This window comes from Desulfococcus sp., assembly GCF_050178255.1.
GTDB classification, from domain to species: Bacteria; Desulfobacterota; Desulfobacteria; order Desulfobacterales; family Desulfococcaceae; genus Desulfococcus; species Desulfococcus multivorans.
Genome location: NZ_JBFXGG010000066.1, coordinates 1 through 16956, shown reverse-complemented (window position 1 = coordinate 16956; position 16956 = coordinate 1). Strand labels below are relative to the sequence as shown.

Sequence of the window (16956 nt, the reverse complement as noted above, 5' to 3'; positions counted from 1 at the left end):
TGTACGATATCCAGAGCCGCCGGATTTTTTCCGAATTGGGGGTTGAGCTGAAGGAAATCGAGGACTGGAACTGCTGCGGCGCCACATCCGCCGGAAAGGTGGATGATTTTCTGGCCGTGGCCATGCCGGCTCGAAACATCGGCATTGCAGAGGCTGCCGGATACCGGGAGATCGTAATCCCCTGTTCCGCCTGCTACTCCAGGACTCTCGTGGCACAGCAGCGGCTTGAAGGCGACGCCCGGCTGAAGGCGGAGATCAATGGTGCTTTCGCCAAAAAAATGAACGGCGGCTTGAAGATCTCTTCCATTCTAGAGGTGCTGCTTGGTCGAATCGCGGCGGGCGCCCTCGAGCCCAAGCTCAAGAGAAAGTTCAGACGGCTCAAGCCCGTATGCTACTATGGTTGTATGCAGACCCGTTTTCCCTTCACGGTGCCGGTTCCCGACGATGTGGAAAATCCTCAGGGCATGGAAACGGTGCTGGGCGCACTGGGTGTCAAAGCCATCGACTGGAGTCACAAAACCTTTTGCTGCGGTGCGTCGGCTGCCGTCAACGATCCCGAAACGTCCCTGAATCTGATGGGGAAAATCATGAAAGATGCGCTTCTCAGGGGAGCCAACTGCTTCGTGGCGACCTGTCCCATGTGTCAGTTGAACCTGGACGCCCATCAGGATGCGTTCTGCCGAAGGAGCGGTATCGAAGAGCGACTTCCGGTCTTTTTTATCACAGAGGTTGTCGGCGCGGCGATGGGAATATCCCCGGAGGCGCTTCAGGTGGATCGACATTTTATAGACGGGACCACACTTTTAAAGGAGCTGGAGGGAGATGAACGATAGTCGACAACACATCAAACGCGGCTCGGTTCTGATCGCGGGCGGCGGGATCGGCGGCATGCAGGCCGCTCTCGATCTTGCGGACAGCGGGTTTAAGGTCCATATGATTCAGCGGGAATCCTCCATTGGCGGAACAATGGCGATGCTGGACAAGACCTTTCCCACGGGTGACTGCTCCATGTGCATGATTTCGCCCAAGATGGTGGAGGTGGGGCGGCATCCCAACATCGAAATTCACACCCTCTCGAATGTCGAGGCGGTTTCAGGTCTCCCGGGCGACTTCACCGTAACCGTCCGGGAGCAGCCGCGGTTCGTGATCCCGGAGCGCTGTACCGGGTGCGGTGCCTGTGAGAAGAAATGTCCTAAGCTGGTGGTGAATACTTTTGAACAGGGTCTCAGCAAGCGTAAGGCCATCTATACGATCCTGCCCCAGGCGGTCCCCCATACCCGGGTCATCGACAAAGACAACTGCATTTATCTGACCAAGGGGAAGTGCAGGGCCTGTACCAAATTCTGTGAGACGGACGCCATCAACTTCGAGGATACGGAGAAGGTCTACGATCTCCAGGTGGGCGCCATCATCCTGAGTCCGGGGCTGGATCGATACGATCCGAAGGTCCGCGGAGAACTCGGTTTCGGCCGTTGGCCCAATGTGGTGACCTCCATCCAGTTCGAGCGAATTCTCTCCGCCTCCGGCCCCTTCATGGGAGAGGTGAAGCGCCCTTCGGACGAGCGACACCCCAAGAAGGTCGCCTGGATCCAGTGCGTGGGATCCAGAGACCCGCGGAACGCCAATCCCTGGTGTTCTTCGGTTTGCTGCATGTACGCCACCAAGCAGGCGGTCATCGCCAAGGAGCACGACGGCAGCATTCAGCCGACGATCTTCTACATGGAGATGCGTGCTTTCGGCAAGGACTTCGACAAATATGTCGATCGTGCCAGAAACCAATACGGCGTCGTCTACCGGCGAACCATGATTTCCGACATCAAGGAGGAGCCCGGCACCGGGAACCTGCTGCTCCGGTATGCGGCAATCGATGGAACCATGGTGGACGAAATGTTCGATATGGTGGTCCTCTCCATTGGTTTTGAGCCTCACCGTGACGCTCTGGCCTTCGCCAAGACCTTTGGCATCGACGCCAATGTGCATCGATTTGCCAAAACCGCTACCCTGGCACCGGTGGAGACCAGCCGGGAGGGAGTTTACGTCACGGGCACCTTCCAGGGGCCCAAGGATATCCCCGAGACGGTGGCCCAGGGCAGCGCCGTTGCCGGACGGGCCATGGCCCTTCTGGGCGAAGCCCGGGGGACCGAGATCGTGGCTCCTGAACTGCCGCCCGAAACCGACATCACCGGCCAGGAGGCCCGGGTGGGGGTGTTTGTCTGTCACTGCGGCATCAATATCGCCCAGACCGTGGATGTTAAAAAGGTGGCCGAAGAGATGCGGGGGCTGCCGGAGGTCGTCTATTCGGACGATCTCATGTACGCCTGTGCCCCCGACGGTCAGGAGCGGATCAAGGATGTCATCCGGGAAAAGAAGCTCAACCGGGTCATCGTGGCCTCCTGTACGCCCCGGACCCATGCGCCGCTTTTCCAAGACACCATTCGGGATGCCGGACTCAACAAATATCTTTTCGAACTGGCGGACATCCGGGAGCAGTGTTCCTGGTGCCACATGGGCCAGAAGGATGTCGCCACCCAAAAGGCTTCCCGGATTGTCAAAATGAACATTGCCAAAGCCAGGAAGCTCCAACCGGTACAGACGGAGTCGGTGCCGGTGATTCCCGGTGCCATGGTCATCGGCGGCGGCCTGGCCGGCATGACGACGGCGCTGGCCCTGGGAGATCAGGGGTTTGATGTCCATGTCGTTGAAAAAGAGGAGCGTCTGGGCGGTCTGGCCGCAGGCGTTTACCGGACCTTGGACGGCGCCGACGTACAGTCATTCGTGAAGGCTCGGATCGATCAGGTGAAGGCCCACCCCAGAATCAACGTTCACACCGGGGCGGAGGTTGACGGCACCGGCGGGTATATCGGCAATTTCAAGACCACCCTCACCAACGGAGATGTCTTCGAGCATGGCGTTATCGTCGTGGCCACCGGAGGTGTGGAATACACACCCCGGGAATACGGCTACGGAGAGAGTGACAGGATCATCACCCAACGGGATCTGGAGAAGCGGATTGCCCAGGGGATGGATCCGGGAGACCGGCATTTTCTCATGATCCAGTGTGTCGGCTCCCGCGAGGAACCCCACAACTACTGCTCCCGGATCTGTTGCCAGGATGCCGTCAAGAATGCCATCGCCATCAAGGAAGCCTCCCCGACGGCTCAGGTGACAATTCTATACCGGGATATACGGACTTACGGTCTGCGGGAGGATTACTACCAGCGGGCGAGGGCGTTGGGGGTGCTGTTCGTTCGTTTCGAACCGGACCGAAAACCCGACGTAACCGTATCAGGAGACAGGCTGCGGGTCACGGCCTATGATTATGTTCTCAATCGCGAGGTGGGCTTTTCACCGGATTGGGTAGTCCTCTCTACAGGACTGCGGCCCCATCCGCTGACCGAGAAGATCGGCCGCCAGTACAAGCTGACGGTCAATCCGGACGGGTATTTTCTTGAGGCCCACGTAAAACTTCGGCCTGTGGACTTTCCCAGCGAAGGCATTTACGTGGCGGGGCTGGCCCACGCCCCCAAGAACCTGGATGAAACCTTGAGTCAGGCACTGGCTGCCGCCGGCCGGGCAGGCGTCGTGCTTTCCCACGACCGTCTGAGCGTGTCGGGGATTATTTCCAAACACAACCGGGATATTTGCATGTCCTGCCTGGCCTGCCTGCGGCTCTGCCCCTTCGGCTCGCCGTTTATCGATGAGGACGGGAAGATCAGCCACAACGAGGTGATCTGCACCGGGTGCGGCATCTGTGCCGGCGTCTGTCCGGCCAAGGCGTTCCAGGTCAACAGCTTCCGGGACGATCAGATCATCGCCATGATCGACGCGGCCACGGAGATGGAATAGGACGGCACTCTGCAGCGCACTGTGAAGGGAGCCATCGGGATCACCGAACAAAAAAAGGAAAACATACCATGACCGGACTACCACAAACGACAGTGCGGGAGACGGCCGTCCCTTTGGAGGCACCCCGGGAGGCGCCTCCTGGATGGGAGCCCAGGATTCTTGCCATCGCCTGCCATTACTGCGCATTCGCGGCAGCCGACCTGGCGGGTGTCATGCGATTATCCTATTCTCCCAATGTCATGATCATCCGCCTGCCCTGCACCGGCAAACTGGACCACAGTTATGTGCTCCGTGCTTTTGAGCGCGGCGTGGACGGCCTGTTCGTGGCCGGGTGACTGGAAGGACAATGTCATTTCCTGGAAGGAAATCTCAACGCGAAGAAACGAGTCCATCATCTCAAAAAATTGCTGTCCCAGGTCGGCATCGATCCGGACAGGCTTGAGATGTACAATCTCTCTGCGGCCATGGGACCGAGATGGGCGGAGATCTGCACCGAATTCACAGAGAAGATCAGAGCGCTTGGTCCGTCTCCCATCTGGTTTGCTCTTAGGGAAGCTAAGGAAAGGAGTAAGGCAGGATGATCGTCGGAGAACAAAAACCCCTGGAAGAAATTTGGGACATGATCAAGGGCCACAAGAAGGTCCTGGTCTTTGGCTGCAACACCTGTGTGGCGGTCTGCCAGCAGGGCGGCAACAAGGAGGCGGAGATCCTGGCGTCCATGCTGCGGATGAAGGCCGTTCAGGAAAATGTCGACATCGAGATCACCGATTCCGGCATCGAACGCCAGTGTGAACATGAATTTTTCGAAAAAGCCGAGAGCCGGATCCAGGCTACCGAAGCCGTATTGAGCACCGCCTGCGGTATCGGCGTCCAGTTCATGGCTGAGAAATATCCAAAGCCCATCTATCCCGGCTTGAACACGACATTCCTGGGAGCTGTGGAGCGACTAGGCGTCTATACCGAGCGGTGCCAGGCCTGCGGTGCGTGTATCCTCGGGAGGACCGGGGGCATCTGTCCCATCGCCCGGTGTGCCAAGCGCATACTGAACGGACCCTGCGGGGGGTCCACCAAAGGGAAGTGCGAAATCAGCAAGGATGTGGACTGTGCCTGGCAGCTCATCATAGATCGCCTGAAGCTGCTGGGTCGCATGGCGGACTACGAGGCCCTGGCCCCCATTAAGGACTGGTCCACCGACAGGGCCGGCGGACCCCGAAAACTGGTGAGGGAGGATCTGATCGATGAGTAAAGAAAGCCGGACCCCAAGTAAACTGGAAAAGATTCTCGCCGCAGGTCATTTCGGCGTCACCTCCGAGTGCGGCCCGCCCCGCGGAAGCGACCCTGAAGCGATCAGTGAAAAGGCGGCTCTGATCCGGAACCATGTCGACGCCGTAAATATCACGGATAACCAGACCTCCGTCTGCCGAATGTGCTCGCTGGCGGCCTGTATCCGCCTCAAGACCCTGGGGGTGGAGCCGGTGCTGCAGATGGTGACCCGGGACCGAAACCGCATCGCCCTCCAGAGCGATATCCTGGGGGCTGCGTCCTGGGATATCAACAACATTCTCTGCCTTTCCGGGGATCATCAGAGTTTCGGCGATCACGCCAAGGGGCAGAACGTTCATGATCTGGATTCCATGCAGTTGCTCCAGACCGTTCGACTGATGCGGGACGAGGGCAAGTTCCTCGGTGGAGACGAGATCAAGCGTCCTCCGAAGATGTTTGTGGGCGCCGCGGCCAATCCTTTTGCCGATCCTTACGAAATCCGGGTTTCGCGCCTCGCCAAAAAGGTGGCTGCCGGGGCCGAGTTTATCCAGACCCAATGCATTTACAACATGGAGAAGTTCGAAGACTGGATGAAGCAGATTGTGGATCGAGGGCTTCACGAGAAGGTGTATATCATGGCGGGGCTGACGCCCATGAAATCCGTCGGCATGGCCCGTTACATGAAGAATCGAGTGCCGGGAATGGATGTTCCCGATGCGATCGTCAAGCGGCTGGCCGATACGCCCAAGGAAAAGCAGGCTGAGGAGGGCATCAAGATCTGCATCGAGCAGATTCAGCGTCTCAAGGAAGTCAAAGGCGTTGCCGGCTTCCACATCATGGCCATCGAGTGGGAAGAGAAGGTGCCTGAGATCGTGGAAGCGGCAGGATTGTACCCCCGGCCGGAAGTGTAGGAGGGACCATGAAAACCTTTAATGACTTGATAGACGAAGTCCAGAAGCCCGGCCTTTGTCACCGTTGCGGGGGATGTGTGACCTTCTGCACGTCGATCAACTACGGCGCACTGAAGCTCGGTGACGACGGATCACCGCAGTACGCGGACCGCGAAAAATGCATCGAGTGCGGCCTTTGCTATTCGATATGTCCTGAAATCGATGAATATCAGGAGGAAACCAAAAAAGTGGCCGGTTGGACGCCGCCCATGGGCCATATCATCGAGACCCTGACGGCAAGAGCCGCCGATCCGGCGATACGGGCCAAAGCCACGGACGGGGGCGTGGTTACGGCGCTTCTCGTCCATCTGTTTGATCGGGGACATATCGACGGCGCCATTGTGACCCGGCAGATGGGGCCCTTCGAGCGGGATCCCATGCTGGCCGCCACCCGCCAGGAGATTATCGACTCGGCGGGGTTCTATTTCGACAGCTCTCACGGCGTCAAGCACTTCGGACATGACTATTCCACCTATTCCCCATCGGTTCAGGAGTTCCGGCCCATGATGCAGAAGGGACTCAGGCGGGTCGCGCTGGTGGGTACGCCCTGTCAGATCAAAACCCTTCGAAAGATGGAGGCCATGAGTATCGTGCCGTCCGACAGTATCCGATATACCCTGGGCCTCTTCTGTTCGGGAAATTTCATATTCGACGAGGAAGAGCGGCGGAGGCTCGAGGGTATCGCCGGAATCTCCTGGAACGATGTCCGGAAAATCAACATCAAGGATGAGTTGATGATTCATCTGACCTCGGGCGCCCTTAAAACGCTGCCTCTTGAGAAGATCGATTTCATGAAACGGTACGCCTGCCGATTCTGTCCGGATTACGCCTCCGAGTATGCCGACGTCTCCTTTGGCGGAATCGGTTCGTTGGAAGGCTGGACTACCGTGATCACCCGTTCGCCCGTTGGACGTGCCATCATAGCCGATGCCAAAAACAGCACGCTGGAGGTCTACGGCGTCTCCAGCCGTCCCGATATGACCGCCGAGATCCAGGACAAGGTTTGGGAAAAATCGAGGAAAAAGAAAGAATACTCCCAGCGGATGCATGACGCCCTGCTTCTCGCCCAGCGGGGCGGACGCGGCTGAACCGCGCGTCTCGCCGCCGCCCTCCCCGGGCTGCGATCCCCTCCCAGCGTTTCAGGGTTCGCAGCCCGTTTTCTACCGCTCAGGAATATTTTTTTCCTTTTATCTCCCGGTACCTGCCCCGGAGCGACGGATGATTATCGTTTTCTCCGAAACTGATTTAGAAAGAGATGTAACGCGACCGTCCGTTTAATGGAAGAAAACGTGCTGAAAGCCATACGGGACGCCGGGAAACCGGTGCGGCCGGGGGGGATGTCGCGGCCATGGTCGGCATGGAAACCCAGGCGGCATCCAAGGTGAATGCAAAGTTGAGAAAAGCGGGGAAGATGACTTCACCGAAGCGCTGCTGCTACGCCCCGGTCGAGGGATAGGTCTACCTCTGTTTTCGTGTGTGAATTCCGTCGAGAGAAAGTTCGCCCGTGTGGGAGAAGGGGAGGGTCGACGGCATCAAAAATCCTCCCTCGATGCGGACATTCCCGCGAATACCGTATTTCAACGGCTCTTGATCCCTTATCTTCAAAAGTCCCTGGGCCAGGTCGATCATGGATGAATAGAGCGTCATGGGAACGAGGGCGGTGTCATAGGCCGGAAGGGTTGTTTCCATGCGAGAGACGCCATGGGCGACGTCTTTGCCGTCGACCGTAAGCCTTACGTCCGCGCCTTTCAGCGTGAGGGGAACGTCGTTGGTGTTAAGGAGGCGGAGAGTTACCGTCATGACCGTCTCGAATACGGTGGTGCTATCGACCTCTATCCGGGTGAGAGAGATGTAGGGTGCTTCGAGTCTTTTGCCCGGAGCCGCGCATCCCAGGAGGAGCAGGAAAGCGAGAGCGGCCGCAAACGGAGCCCCGGCTGCCCGGCGCCGCTGAAGCGGTTCCCAACGCCTGACAATCATTGATGAAGGCGGTATTTTCAACGCCTTATAAATCCGAGGTGAATGATTTGCGAAGTTTCGGGTTGTTCCGGTGTCTGTTTTCATCGCGACGGGTCTTCTTTTCAAGGTTTTTGCAAAGGGCGTCCGTCAGGTCGACGCCGGTCTGGTTGGCAATGCATACGAGCACAAACATCACATCGGCCAGTTCATCGGCCAGCGTATCCTTGGGATCCGGGAACGGACCGTCGAAAGGCTCGCCTGAACGCGCCACGTCATCAGCGGATCTTTTGAAACTCTGGTCTCCGAAGACGCGGGACATGATCCGAGCGACTTCTCCGACCTCTTCCACCAACTGGGCCAGGTTGGTGAGCTCCGAAAAATAGCGCACTCCGATGGTGCGCACCCATTCATCCACCATTTTCTGATATGACGTGATGCTCAACGCCGTCGTCATGATTCTCCTTTTATTCCGTCCTCAACTTTCGGCTGTCACAGGCCGTATCCTTCCGGCCCTGCTATCCGGTCACCATCATGAAAGTCGAGAGCTGCGTTCCGTCAATCCGCCGCGCGACAGATTCTACTCAATTCGAGGATGGATACATGGTAACAGTACCTGTTTTTATAAATATCACAGTTTTCCCAAAAGGAAAAGCAAAGCGATGGCTTGTTTCCGGTCGTCCCGACGCGGTGTTGTCCCACTATACGGATTCGCCCGACCGTGTGTCGGGTGATGCCGGCCCCGTCGTTTGAAAAACCTATAGCGGGGGATCTCCGACTTGACCGCAACAGGGCGGTCTGTTACAAAATCGAAAATCTTTTTGCGCGGTTGGCCGGAAAGCCGTGCGACGATGTCTTTCACCATCCCGAGGCCGTCATGGAAGGAGTCACGTATGACAGAAAATCTTAAAAAAATGTACCAGACCATCAATGAGGATCATTTCCCACCGGAGATGGAGATCAGTTTTATAGAAGGGACCGAACGGCAGACTTTGTTCTACGAGAAGGTCACGTGGGCCATCGATGGTGTCCAGAAGGGGTTGCGGTACGGTGAAAACCCCGGACAGGAGGCGGCGCTCTATCGATTGGTCAACGGCAATCTGATGCTGGGGGATATCGAGACCCTCCTCCCCGGGCAATACCTGGCTTCGGACATCGAACTGCTCCAGTCGGGGAAGCATCCGGGGAAGACCAACCTGACCGACACGGACAACGCTCTGAACATTCTCCGATACTTCGACGACAAGCCGACAGCGGTGATCGTCAAGCATAACAACCCCTGTGGGGCAGCTCGGGCGGATACCCTTTCGAACGCCTATCACAGGGCTTACATGGCCGACCGGGTAGCCGCTTTCGGCGGCTGTATTGCGCTCAATCGTTCAGTGGATAAGACCACCGCGGAGGCGGTCTCGGACCAGTATGCCGAAGTGGTGGTTGCCCCCGATTTTGAAGAAGGCGTTCTCGATATTCTGGGACGCCGGAAAAACCTGCGGGTCATCCGAATCGGTAACATCGCTCGTCTCAAAAATTTCATCGGCAAGCGTTTCGTGGAATTCAAAAGCCTCATTGACGGAGGCCATATTGTCCAGTGGTCGTTTGTTCCCACAGCGAGAACTCCGACAGACCTGAAACTTGCCGAGTGCGAGTATCAGGGAAAGACCTACCGGGTCCGTCGGGAGCCGACCTCCCGGGAGTATGAAGACATGCTGTTTGGATGGTTGGTGGAATCGGGCATCACCTCCAATTCCGTGATTTATGTCAAGGATCTGGTTACAGTCGGCATCGGCACCGGGGAGCAGGATCGCGTGGGTGTGGCCGAGATCGCGCGAGACAAGGCCTACCGGAAGTTGGCGGACCGATACTGTTTCGAGGCGCATGGCATCCCCTATAAGGAGCTTACGGATCCTGACCGAAGGGCAGCGATCGACGCACGGGTCGCCGAGGAGCGAGGGGGGTTGACGGGTGCCGCCATGGTAAGCGATGCTTTTTTCCCTTTCCGTGACGGCATCGATGTCGGTATTCAGGAAGGGGTGACGGCCGTGATACAGCCCGGCGGCTCGTCCAACGACTATCAGTCGATCGAGGCGTGCAATGCGGCGGGGGTCACCATGGTTTACACCGGTCAGAGAAGCTTCAAACACTGATTTCCGCAACGATCGTCGCTCACGGGGTCGGATGGATCCCGTCCTGCCGGGGCGGGATATTTGTCTCAACAATGAAAATGTCTTATAGTAAATCAGATTACCATCACGAAAGTCGAGTTGAGTTCAGCGAATGAATTCATGAGACCAGCGGGTTGATATGCAACGATTGGAACCCATACAGCTTCTTGTCGTCGATGACGAACATTCCATCCGGCGGCTCCTCGAAAAGGAGCTGTCGCCCACACGACATCACGTGATAACGGCGGGGACGGCCAGGGACGCCCTTGCGCTGGTCCGAAGGAAACCGTTTGATGTCATTATTCTCGATATTCAACTGCCCGACGGCAACGGCCTGGAGTTGCTGGAGCGTTTCCGAAAAGTCTCCATGGGCGCGGAAATCATCCTGGTCACCGGGTTCGGGGATATCGACAGCGCGGTGGAGGCGATGAAACGAAGCGCCTATGATTATATCACCAAACCTTTCAACCTCGACCGATTGGAGTTGGTCGTCGAAAAGGCCTATCAGCGGGCCTGCCTTACGCGGGAGAACCGTCTTCTCCGTCACAAACAGGGAGAATCCCCGCCCCACACCCTTATCGGCAATTCGCCGACCCTCGACCATGTGCGGTTTCTGGTGCAAAAAGTCGCGCCGACGCAGGTGCCGGTGCTCATCACTGGTGAAAGCGGCACCGGAAAAAACGTCGTCTCCCGGAACATCCATCACCTGAGCCGGCGATCGGGCTATCCGCTGATCACCAAAAATTGCGGCACGCTTCAGAAGGAATTGATACTCAGTGAGCTTTTCGGGCACCGGAAAGGTGCCTTTACCGGAGCGGCGGAATCACGGGACGGCCTTCTGGCGCTGGCCCACAAGGGGACCCTCTTCCTGGACGAAATCGGGGAACTTCCCATGGACGTCCAGGCATCCCTTTTGCGGGTGCTTGAGAGTCAGACCTTTCGGCGGGTGGGGGGGCAGAATGAACGCCGCGTGGACATTCGTTTCATCTTCGCCACCAATCGGAACCTGACCGATGAGGTGGAAGCCGGTCGTTTCAGTCAGGCCCTGTACCACCGGATCAATGTATTCAACATTGAACTGGCGCCGTTGCGGGAGAGAAAGGAAGACATACCGCTTTTGGTTGAACATTTCCGCCGGAAACTGAGCGTCGCAACCCCGCCGTGTCAAGTGTCCAAAAAGGCCATGCAGTGCCTCATGGTCTACGACTGGCCCGGCAACATTCGGGAACTCCAGAACGTGATCGAGCGGGGCATCATTCTGGCGGAAGAGGGGTGGATAACGGAACGGGGGCTTCCCCGGGAACTGGTCGAGGCGATCCGCGACACACCGTCCAAGGATACGCCCTTTTTCAGCCTGGCGGACATGGAGAAAAATCACATTCAGCGAGTGATGCGGTTTGTGGGCGGCAACCGGGCCAAGGCTTCCGAGATCCTCGGCATCGGTCGGAAAACCCTCTACCGAAAGCTCAAAAGCTATGAAACGGAAAATGAAAACGCGCCGTCCTTCAATTGAGGTGCATCCATGACGGATACCATATCTCTGAGACTTTTTGCCACCCTGTCCAAACGCATGCCGGAGGACGCCGATCGATATCCCATTACGCAGGGCACCACTGTCCGGGATATTGTCGAGCGGCTCAAGATAAAGGAAGACGAGGCCAGACTCATTTTCGTCAACAACAGGAAGGCCCTTCTGACATCTGTGCTCGATGACGGTGATCGACTCGGGATCTTTCCGCCGGTGGGGGGAGGATGATGGATTGCGTAAAGGATGATATGACCAAGGGGATGGCGGCGGCTATCCGACGGTCGGCCCGCAGGGGGAACCTTCCCGACGGTACGCCCTACGACGGCATCGGTACGGGTGCGGTGGCCGAAATCGCTCGTGAATTCCGGAGCGCCGGCTGGACGGTGGAGCGCACCGCCCTCGAAAACCGGGTGTGGCCGGAGCGTTACATCCGCAATATGAAGACGTTTTCCTCGAAAGATCAGGCCCGACTTCTGGGGGCTGCGGTTACGGTGGTGGGGTTGGGCGGTCTTGGGGGCACCGTAACGGAGATCCTGGCCCGAGGGGGTATCGGCACCCTCGGACTCATCGATGCGGATCGGTTCGACGAGTCGAACCTCAATCGTCAATTTTACAGCACCGTTGCGAACATTGGTTTATCCAAGGCTGAGGCGGCCCGTCTTCGGATTGCAGCGGTCAATCCTTCCGTCGCGGTATCCGCCCACCCGGTGTTTCTCGATGAGGAAAGGGCGGTCGACCTGGTTCGGGGCGCCGACGTGGTGGTGGATTGCCTGGATACCCTCAAATATCGCTTCGTTCTGGAATCCGCGGCAAAGGATTTGGGGATCCCCATGGTGTCAGCCGCCATCGCCGGGGTGGCCGGGCATGTCACGACCATTCTGCCTGAGGATGAAGGGCTTTCGCGCATTTATGGGGATCGGGACAGCGTCGACGAAAAGGGGGTCGAGCGCTCCCTGGGGTGTCTTCCCCATGCCATTACCATCCTTTCCGCCCTGGAATGCGCCGAGGTCTTCAAACTTCTCCTGGGAAATTCCGAAACCCTCCGAAACCGATTACTGGTTATGGATCTTACAGACTATACCTTTGAACTTCTTGAACTGGCGTGATCATGCTGAACCGACAACATATCGGTTTCGAGGCTCAGGGGACACCCCTGCCGTTCGACGCGCTCTTCCCCGTGCCGGGCCGGAAACAGACTTGCACTGCAAGTTGATTGCGACCTGCCGGGCGTCCCAAAAAAAAGCGGGGTGGAACTGAACAAGCCCCTCCCCGCCGTTATGCAGCGTCGCCTGAAGAGCGATTACCAGTTGAAGACCGTGTCGAGCGCTTCATCCGTTATGTCGAAGGTGACGTTGTGGGGGCCGACAGGTTCTCGCTTCATGAAACGCGGCAGGCGATCGTCCTCTTTCGTAAAACCGGCCTTTCGATTGAATTCCCGTTCCATGGAAAGGATCTTCTTGCCCAGAGCCACTACGTCGTCGCCGGTCATGTTCAGGTTGTACATGCCGTTGATGGTATCGACCATGGCGTTGAAGGTCTCCTGCTGGTCGAGAATGGCAAAGGCGATAAACAGGCAATAGCCGGTGGCGTCCAGCGCGGCTGTGGCGATCTGAAGGTTTCGGGACAGTTCGATCTGACCTTCGTTGCTCAAGGGATCGACGTCGCCGCCGACCTTGAGGATATTGGTGGCGATGGCGTATCCGGCGGTGTGATCGGCCCCCATGGGCGTGGTGGCGTAAGTCACGCCGATCCCTTTGATGGCCCTGGGATCATAGGCCGGCATGGCTTGATTTTTGACCACCGGCGCACGTTCGATCCCGAAGGCTTTGGCGGTAAAAGCTGCGCCGTTCCCGAGAATTCGGCCTAAAGGCGTGCCCTTGCCCACCTCCTCTATCAGCCTTTCGGCGCCTTCGGCGTCTCCGAACTTGAGGAGTCCGGCTTCCATGGCCACGCCGATGGTCACCCCCATCTCGATGGTGTCCAGACCGATATTGTCATCCATAAAGTCGAGTTTGGCAATGGCGTCCAGGTCGCAGATGCCGCAGTTGCCGCCGTGGGCCCAAACCGTCTCATATTCAGGTTGTTTGGTGATGTAGTTGCCGTCTTTGTCTACGAAGATGCCGGAGCACCGGATGGCGCACCCCACATGACACCCATGGGTAGGGTTGCCGCCGCGTTTCTGCTCCAGTTCGGCCTGAGCCTCGCCGCTGATCTTGGCGGCATCCGCGTACTGGCCTTTTTGGAAATTATAGGTCGGATAGGCTCCGGCTTCGTTGATGACATTGGTCAGTACGTTGGTACCGTAAGCCGGCAGACCCTCTCCGGTGACGGCGTGCTTTCGCAATCCCTCCACGAAGGACTTGTTGGCCGCCTTGAATCGCTCCGGATCCCGGGGTTTACGCATGCCGCACCCCGCGTCGTCGAGGATGATGACCTTGATCCCCTTGGCACCCATGACTGCGCCGACACCGCCGCGGCCGGCATGGCGCGAGGGCCGGAACTCCCGATCGGTGACGGCGATGGAAGCGGCGCAGAGCTTCATTTCGCCGGCGGGTCCGATGGAGATCATAGCGACCTTGTCGCCGTGCAGGGCTTTCATCTTCTCGGCCAGATCGTAGTTGGTCGTCATTTTAAATTCACCGGCCGGAGTGATTTCCACCGTGTCCTTGTTGATGAAGACCTTGTAGAGATTGTCGGTTTTGGGCTCGCCTTCGATGATAATGGCCGCATATCCCAGCCGAGCCATCACCTGACCGGCCTGTCCGCCCGCGTTGGACTCCTTGATGCCGCCGGTCAGCGGACTCTTGCAGCCGACCGAAATCCGTCCGGAGGTCGATGCTGCGGAACCGCTCATCAACCCGGGGGCGATGACGAGTTTGTTTTCGGGACCCAGGGGGTGACAGTCCGGAGGAACTTCGCTGCCGACGACCATGGAAGTCATGGCCCTTCCGCCCATCCCGGCATATGCACCGAGTTCGGTTACCGTGACCTTGGGGCCGCCTTCCGCGCCTACATCGATACGTAGAATTTTGTCCATAGGGTTACATCCTCCTTCACGTGTTCGTTTCGGTTAATATCGGTTTGAATAGACTATGTTCAGGAAGTTTCTAAATCTGATAGGAATGGAGTTATATATATTAACTTATTATAACTATATATTTTTATTATATTTAGGTATTTACTGCATGTCAATATAAATAGCCCTTCCCCGCGAAACCCGTTGTTTGTCAGGAAATGCAAGATACCTGCCAATATGGTAGGCGAATGCTGTCGACAGGGGACGAGGCCTGCGAAGCAGGGCAGTGAAAGTGACCTAACAGGAGGAAGGGGGCGATGCGATAATGAAGACCTCGCTGTTGGGTTCATCGACGTCTTCGGATCCGGATGGAATGCTGTCCGGCAGGTCCTGTCGGGAGACACGGAAGCCTCGCTGGAGAAAAAGAGGACCGAGTTCTCCGATAAGCATGTTGAAGAGTTTGACCGTGATCGAACCGTTGCGAACGTCCACATTCGCCGTCGTTTCGTGATAGGTGATCCCGCTGCGAAGAGCGGCATAGAACCCTCCACGCCGCATGACGGCGCCTACGAGTCCGGGCATGGCCGAGGAAAGGGCGAGGATCGCGCCGTCCCTGACACGGGCCTCGTCCATGTCGTCCACCGGTTTGCCGTTGAGAAACAGGGTGCTGATTCTTTCCGTCACCACTTCGGGGGGTAAGTGCCACTGATCCAGGAGAAGTGATCTGACCGTGCAACCGGTTTCGATATCCACCCGGATTCCCTTTTGGAAGAGAATGGTCAGGTCCTGCCATGCCTCAGGGGGTACTTGAATTCTGGGTATGGATGATGCCATCGTAAGTCCTCCGATACTTTTGACGCCGGCCGACATGGGCTTTCAAGACGACGGCGCAGCTATAGGAAATCCAACTTTCGGTGTTCAGCCCCTATCTCTACGAAAGCCGAAAGTTGAGCAAGAAAAATATGACGATCTCCGGGAAAAACGTCAACATGGATGTGGGGGACTGGAAAATAAAAGTCAAGGAGAAGATTTTTATCAGGGGAAAACATGCAAGATCGGGTCAATATGACTTTTTGGGGGGCAAAGATTGGGTCATTAATGAACATCACGTTTCAGAGGGTCGATGAAGACAACCGGATCGTCCCGCAAAGAACTTTTCCTTCCCCTTGACACCCCCTGCCAAAATCAGTACAAATAACCGCCTTAGCACTGTGTTTCCCACAAAAATAACGGTATTTCGAGAGAGGTGTATATATGTTCGGCATGGGAATGCCCGAGATTTTACTGATCCTGGCCGTCGCGCTTATCGTGATCGGACCCAAGAAGCTTCCGGACCTGGCCAAATCTCTGGGACGGGCAATGATCGAGTTCAAGCGGGCGACGTCCGAACTCAAATCCTCCCTTGAGGTCGACACCGATGTGATGGACGTGAAAAAGACCTTCAAGGACATGGATCAGACCCTGAAGACATCCGTCGACGCAGCCCCCCAAACGGTTCAGAAGACGGAAATGTCGGATGTTGCGAAAGAAGCTTCAACCCCGGCTTCGAAGCTTGAAAAGCCGGAATCCGAATCCAGCGGAGAGACGCTGAAGGAGAAGGCGGCCAACGATGACGCATGATCACGAGCCCGACAACCGTCGTCGGGGCGTCGACCTGGAGGATGACGAGAAAATGCCCTTCACCGCCCATCTTGAGGAACTCCGGGAGCGTTTGATCAAATCCTTCATTGCGGCCGGGGCAGGTTTCCTGATTGCCTATGGCTTCAAGGACAAGATTTTTGAAATTCTCATTCGTCCGCTCGTCAAAGTGATGGGAGAGGGGGATACGCTCATTTATACGGGTCTGCCCGAGGCTTTTTTCACCTATCTCAAGGTGGCGTTTCTGGCAGGGCTGATGGTGGCCTCCCCGGTCATCATCTATCAGTTCTGGATGTTCGTGGCACCGGGGCTCTATCGGAAGGAACGTAAGATCCTGCTGCCCATCGTCGTGCTTTCCACCTTTTTTTTCGTCGGCGGGGCGTTGTTTGGATATTTTTTTGTTTTTCCTATCGGCTTCCAGTTCTTTCTCGGATTTGCCAATGAGAAAATTCAGGCGTTGCCTTCGATGAAGGAGTATCTCTCCTTTTCCGCCAAACTGCTTATCGCCTTCGGCCTTGCTTTCGAACTCCCGCTGGTCTTGACCGGCATGGCCCGCATGGGGATCGTGACCGACGTTTTCCTTAAAAAAAATCGTAAGTA

General features: G+C 57.0%; 16 protein-coding genes. 12 read left to right on the top strand and 4 right to left on the bottom strand.

The features are described from left to right. The 6 genes from AB7S84_RS12135 to AB7S84_RS12110 all read left to right on the top strand — a co-directional run. A partial coding sequence (locus tag AB7S84_RS12135; RefSeq protein WP_428154702.1) for a CoB--CoM heterodisulfide reductase iron-sulfur subunit B family protein occupies positions 1 to 833 on the top strand: 833 nt, incomplete at its 5' end. Beyond that, the gene (locus AB7S84_RS12130; protein WP_020877964.1) at positions 823 to 3846 is read left to right on the top strand and encodes an FAD-dependent oxidoreductase; all 3024 of its coding nucleotides are present in this window, start codon (positions 823 to 825) and stop codon (positions 3844 to 3846) included. The genes AB7S84_RS12135 and AB7S84_RS12130, both read left to right, overlap by 11 nt. A 113-nt stretch (positions 3847 to 3959) precedes the next feature. Further along, positions 3960 to 4427, top strand: a complete 468-nt coding sequence (locus AB7S84_RS12125) for a hydrogenase iron-sulfur subunit (protein WP_249023751.1) — start codon at positions 3960 to 3962, stop codon at positions 4425 to 4427. Further along, a complete protein-coding gene (locus AB7S84_RS12120; RefSeq protein WP_020877966.1) occupies positions 4424 to 5092 on the top strand; it encodes a methylenetetrahydrofolate reductase C-terminal domain-containing protein in 669 nt (222 codons plus the stop codon). The genes AB7S84_RS12125 and AB7S84_RS12120 overlap by 4 nt, the downstream gene beginning before the upstream one ends. Beyond that, on the top strand, positions 5085 to 6020 hold the full coding sequence (locus tag AB7S84_RS12115) for a methylenetetrahydrofolate reductase (protein WP_020877967.1): 936 nt from the start codon (positions 5085 to 5087) through the stop codon (positions 6018 to 6020). The genes AB7S84_RS12120 and AB7S84_RS12115 overlap by 8 nt, the downstream gene beginning before the upstream one ends. An 8-nt stretch (positions 6021 to 6028) precedes the next feature. Continuing rightward, positions 6029 to 7147, top strand: a complete 1119-nt coding sequence (locus AB7S84_RS12110; RefSeq protein ID WP_020877968.1) for a Coenzyme F420 hydrogenase/dehydrogenase, beta subunit C-terminal domain — start codon at positions 6029 to 6031, stop codon at positions 7145 to 7147. Positions 7148 to 7517: 370 nt separating this feature from the next. Here the strand turns inward: AB7S84_RS12110 and AB7S84_RS12105 are convergent, their stop codons facing one another. Both AB7S84_RS12105 and AB7S84_RS12100 read right to left on the bottom strand, forming a co-directional pair. Beyond that, on the bottom strand, positions 7518 to 8036 hold the full coding sequence (locus tag AB7S84_RS12105; protein WP_040415909.1) for an LEA type 2 family protein: 519 nt from the start codon (positions 8034 to 8036) through the stop codon (positions 7518 to 7520). A 25-nt stretch (positions 8037 to 8061) separates the two neighbouring features. Next, entirely contained in the window at positions 8062 to 8469 is a 408-nt protein-coding gene (locus AB7S84_RS12100; protein WP_020877970.1) for a nucleotide pyrophosphohydrolase, read from the bottom strand. Positions 8470 to 8905: 436 nt separating this feature from the next. Here AB7S84_RS12100 and AB7S84_RS12095 point away from each other — a divergent pair, with 436 nt between their 5' ends. The 4 genes from AB7S84_RS12095 to AB7S84_RS12080 all read left to right on the top strand — a co-directional run bounded on the left by AB7S84_RS12095 (position 8906) and on the right by AB7S84_RS12080 (position 12808). Beyond that, positions 8906 to 10156: an AICARFT/IMPCHase bienzyme gene (locus tag AB7S84_RS12095; protein WP_020877971.1), complete on the top strand. Its 1251-nt coding sequence runs from the start codon at positions 8906 to 8908 to the stop codon at positions 10154 to 10156. Between the two features lie 157 nt (positions 10157 to 10313). Continuing rightward, positions 10314 to 11687 carry a sigma-54-dependent transcriptional regulator gene (locus tag AB7S84_RS12090; RefSeq protein ID WP_020877972.1) on the top strand — a complete coding sequence of 458 codons (1374 nt, stop codon included), beginning with the start codon at positions 10314 to 10316 and terminating at the stop codon, positions 11685 to 11687. Positions 11688 to 11696: 9 nt separating this feature from the next. Next, on the top strand, positions 11697 to 11930 hold the full coding sequence (locus AB7S84_RS12085) for a MoaD/ThiS family protein (RefSeq protein ID WP_020877973.1): 234 nt from the start codon (positions 11697 to 11699) through the stop codon (positions 11928 to 11930). A gap of 20 nt (positions 11931 to 11950) precedes the next feature. Next, the gene (locus AB7S84_RS12080) at positions 11951 to 12808 is read left to right on the top strand and encodes a HesA/MoeB/ThiF family protein (protein WP_428154695.1); all 858 of its coding nucleotides are present in this window, start codon (positions 11951 to 11953) and stop codon (positions 12806 to 12808) included. A 194-nt stretch (positions 12809 to 13002) separates the two neighbouring features. Here the strand turns inward: AB7S84_RS12080 and AB7S84_RS12075 are convergent, their stop codons facing one another. Together AB7S84_RS12075 and AB7S84_RS12070 are read right to left on the bottom strand one after the other, a co-directional pair. Further along, complete coding sequence (locus AB7S84_RS12075) at positions 13003 to 14739, bottom strand: aldehyde ferredoxin oxidoreductase family protein (RefSeq protein ID WP_020877975.1); 1737 nt, start codon at positions 14737 to 14739, stop codon at positions 13003 to 13005. A gap of 276 nt (positions 14740 to 15015) precedes the next feature. Further along, positions 15016 to 15552: a hypothetical protein gene (locus AB7S84_RS12070; protein WP_020877976.1), complete on the bottom strand. Its 537-nt coding sequence runs from the start codon at positions 15550 to 15552 to the stop codon at positions 15016 to 15018. A gap of 420 nt (positions 15553 to 15972) precedes the next feature. Here AB7S84_RS12070 and AB7S84_RS12065 point away from each other — a divergent pair, with 420 nt between their 5' ends. After that, complete coding sequence (locus tag AB7S84_RS12065) at positions 15973 to 16338, top strand: twin-arginine translocase TatA/TatE family subunit (RefSeq protein ID WP_020877977.1); 366 nt, start codon at positions 15973 to 15975, stop codon at positions 16336 to 16338. A 34-nt stretch (positions 16339 to 16372) separates the two neighbouring features. Beyond that, positions 16373 to 16956 (top strand): twin-arginine translocase subunit TatC (gene tatC, locus AB7S84_RS12060; RefSeq protein ID WP_428154704.1); only part of this gene is annotated, 584 nt, incomplete at its 3' end.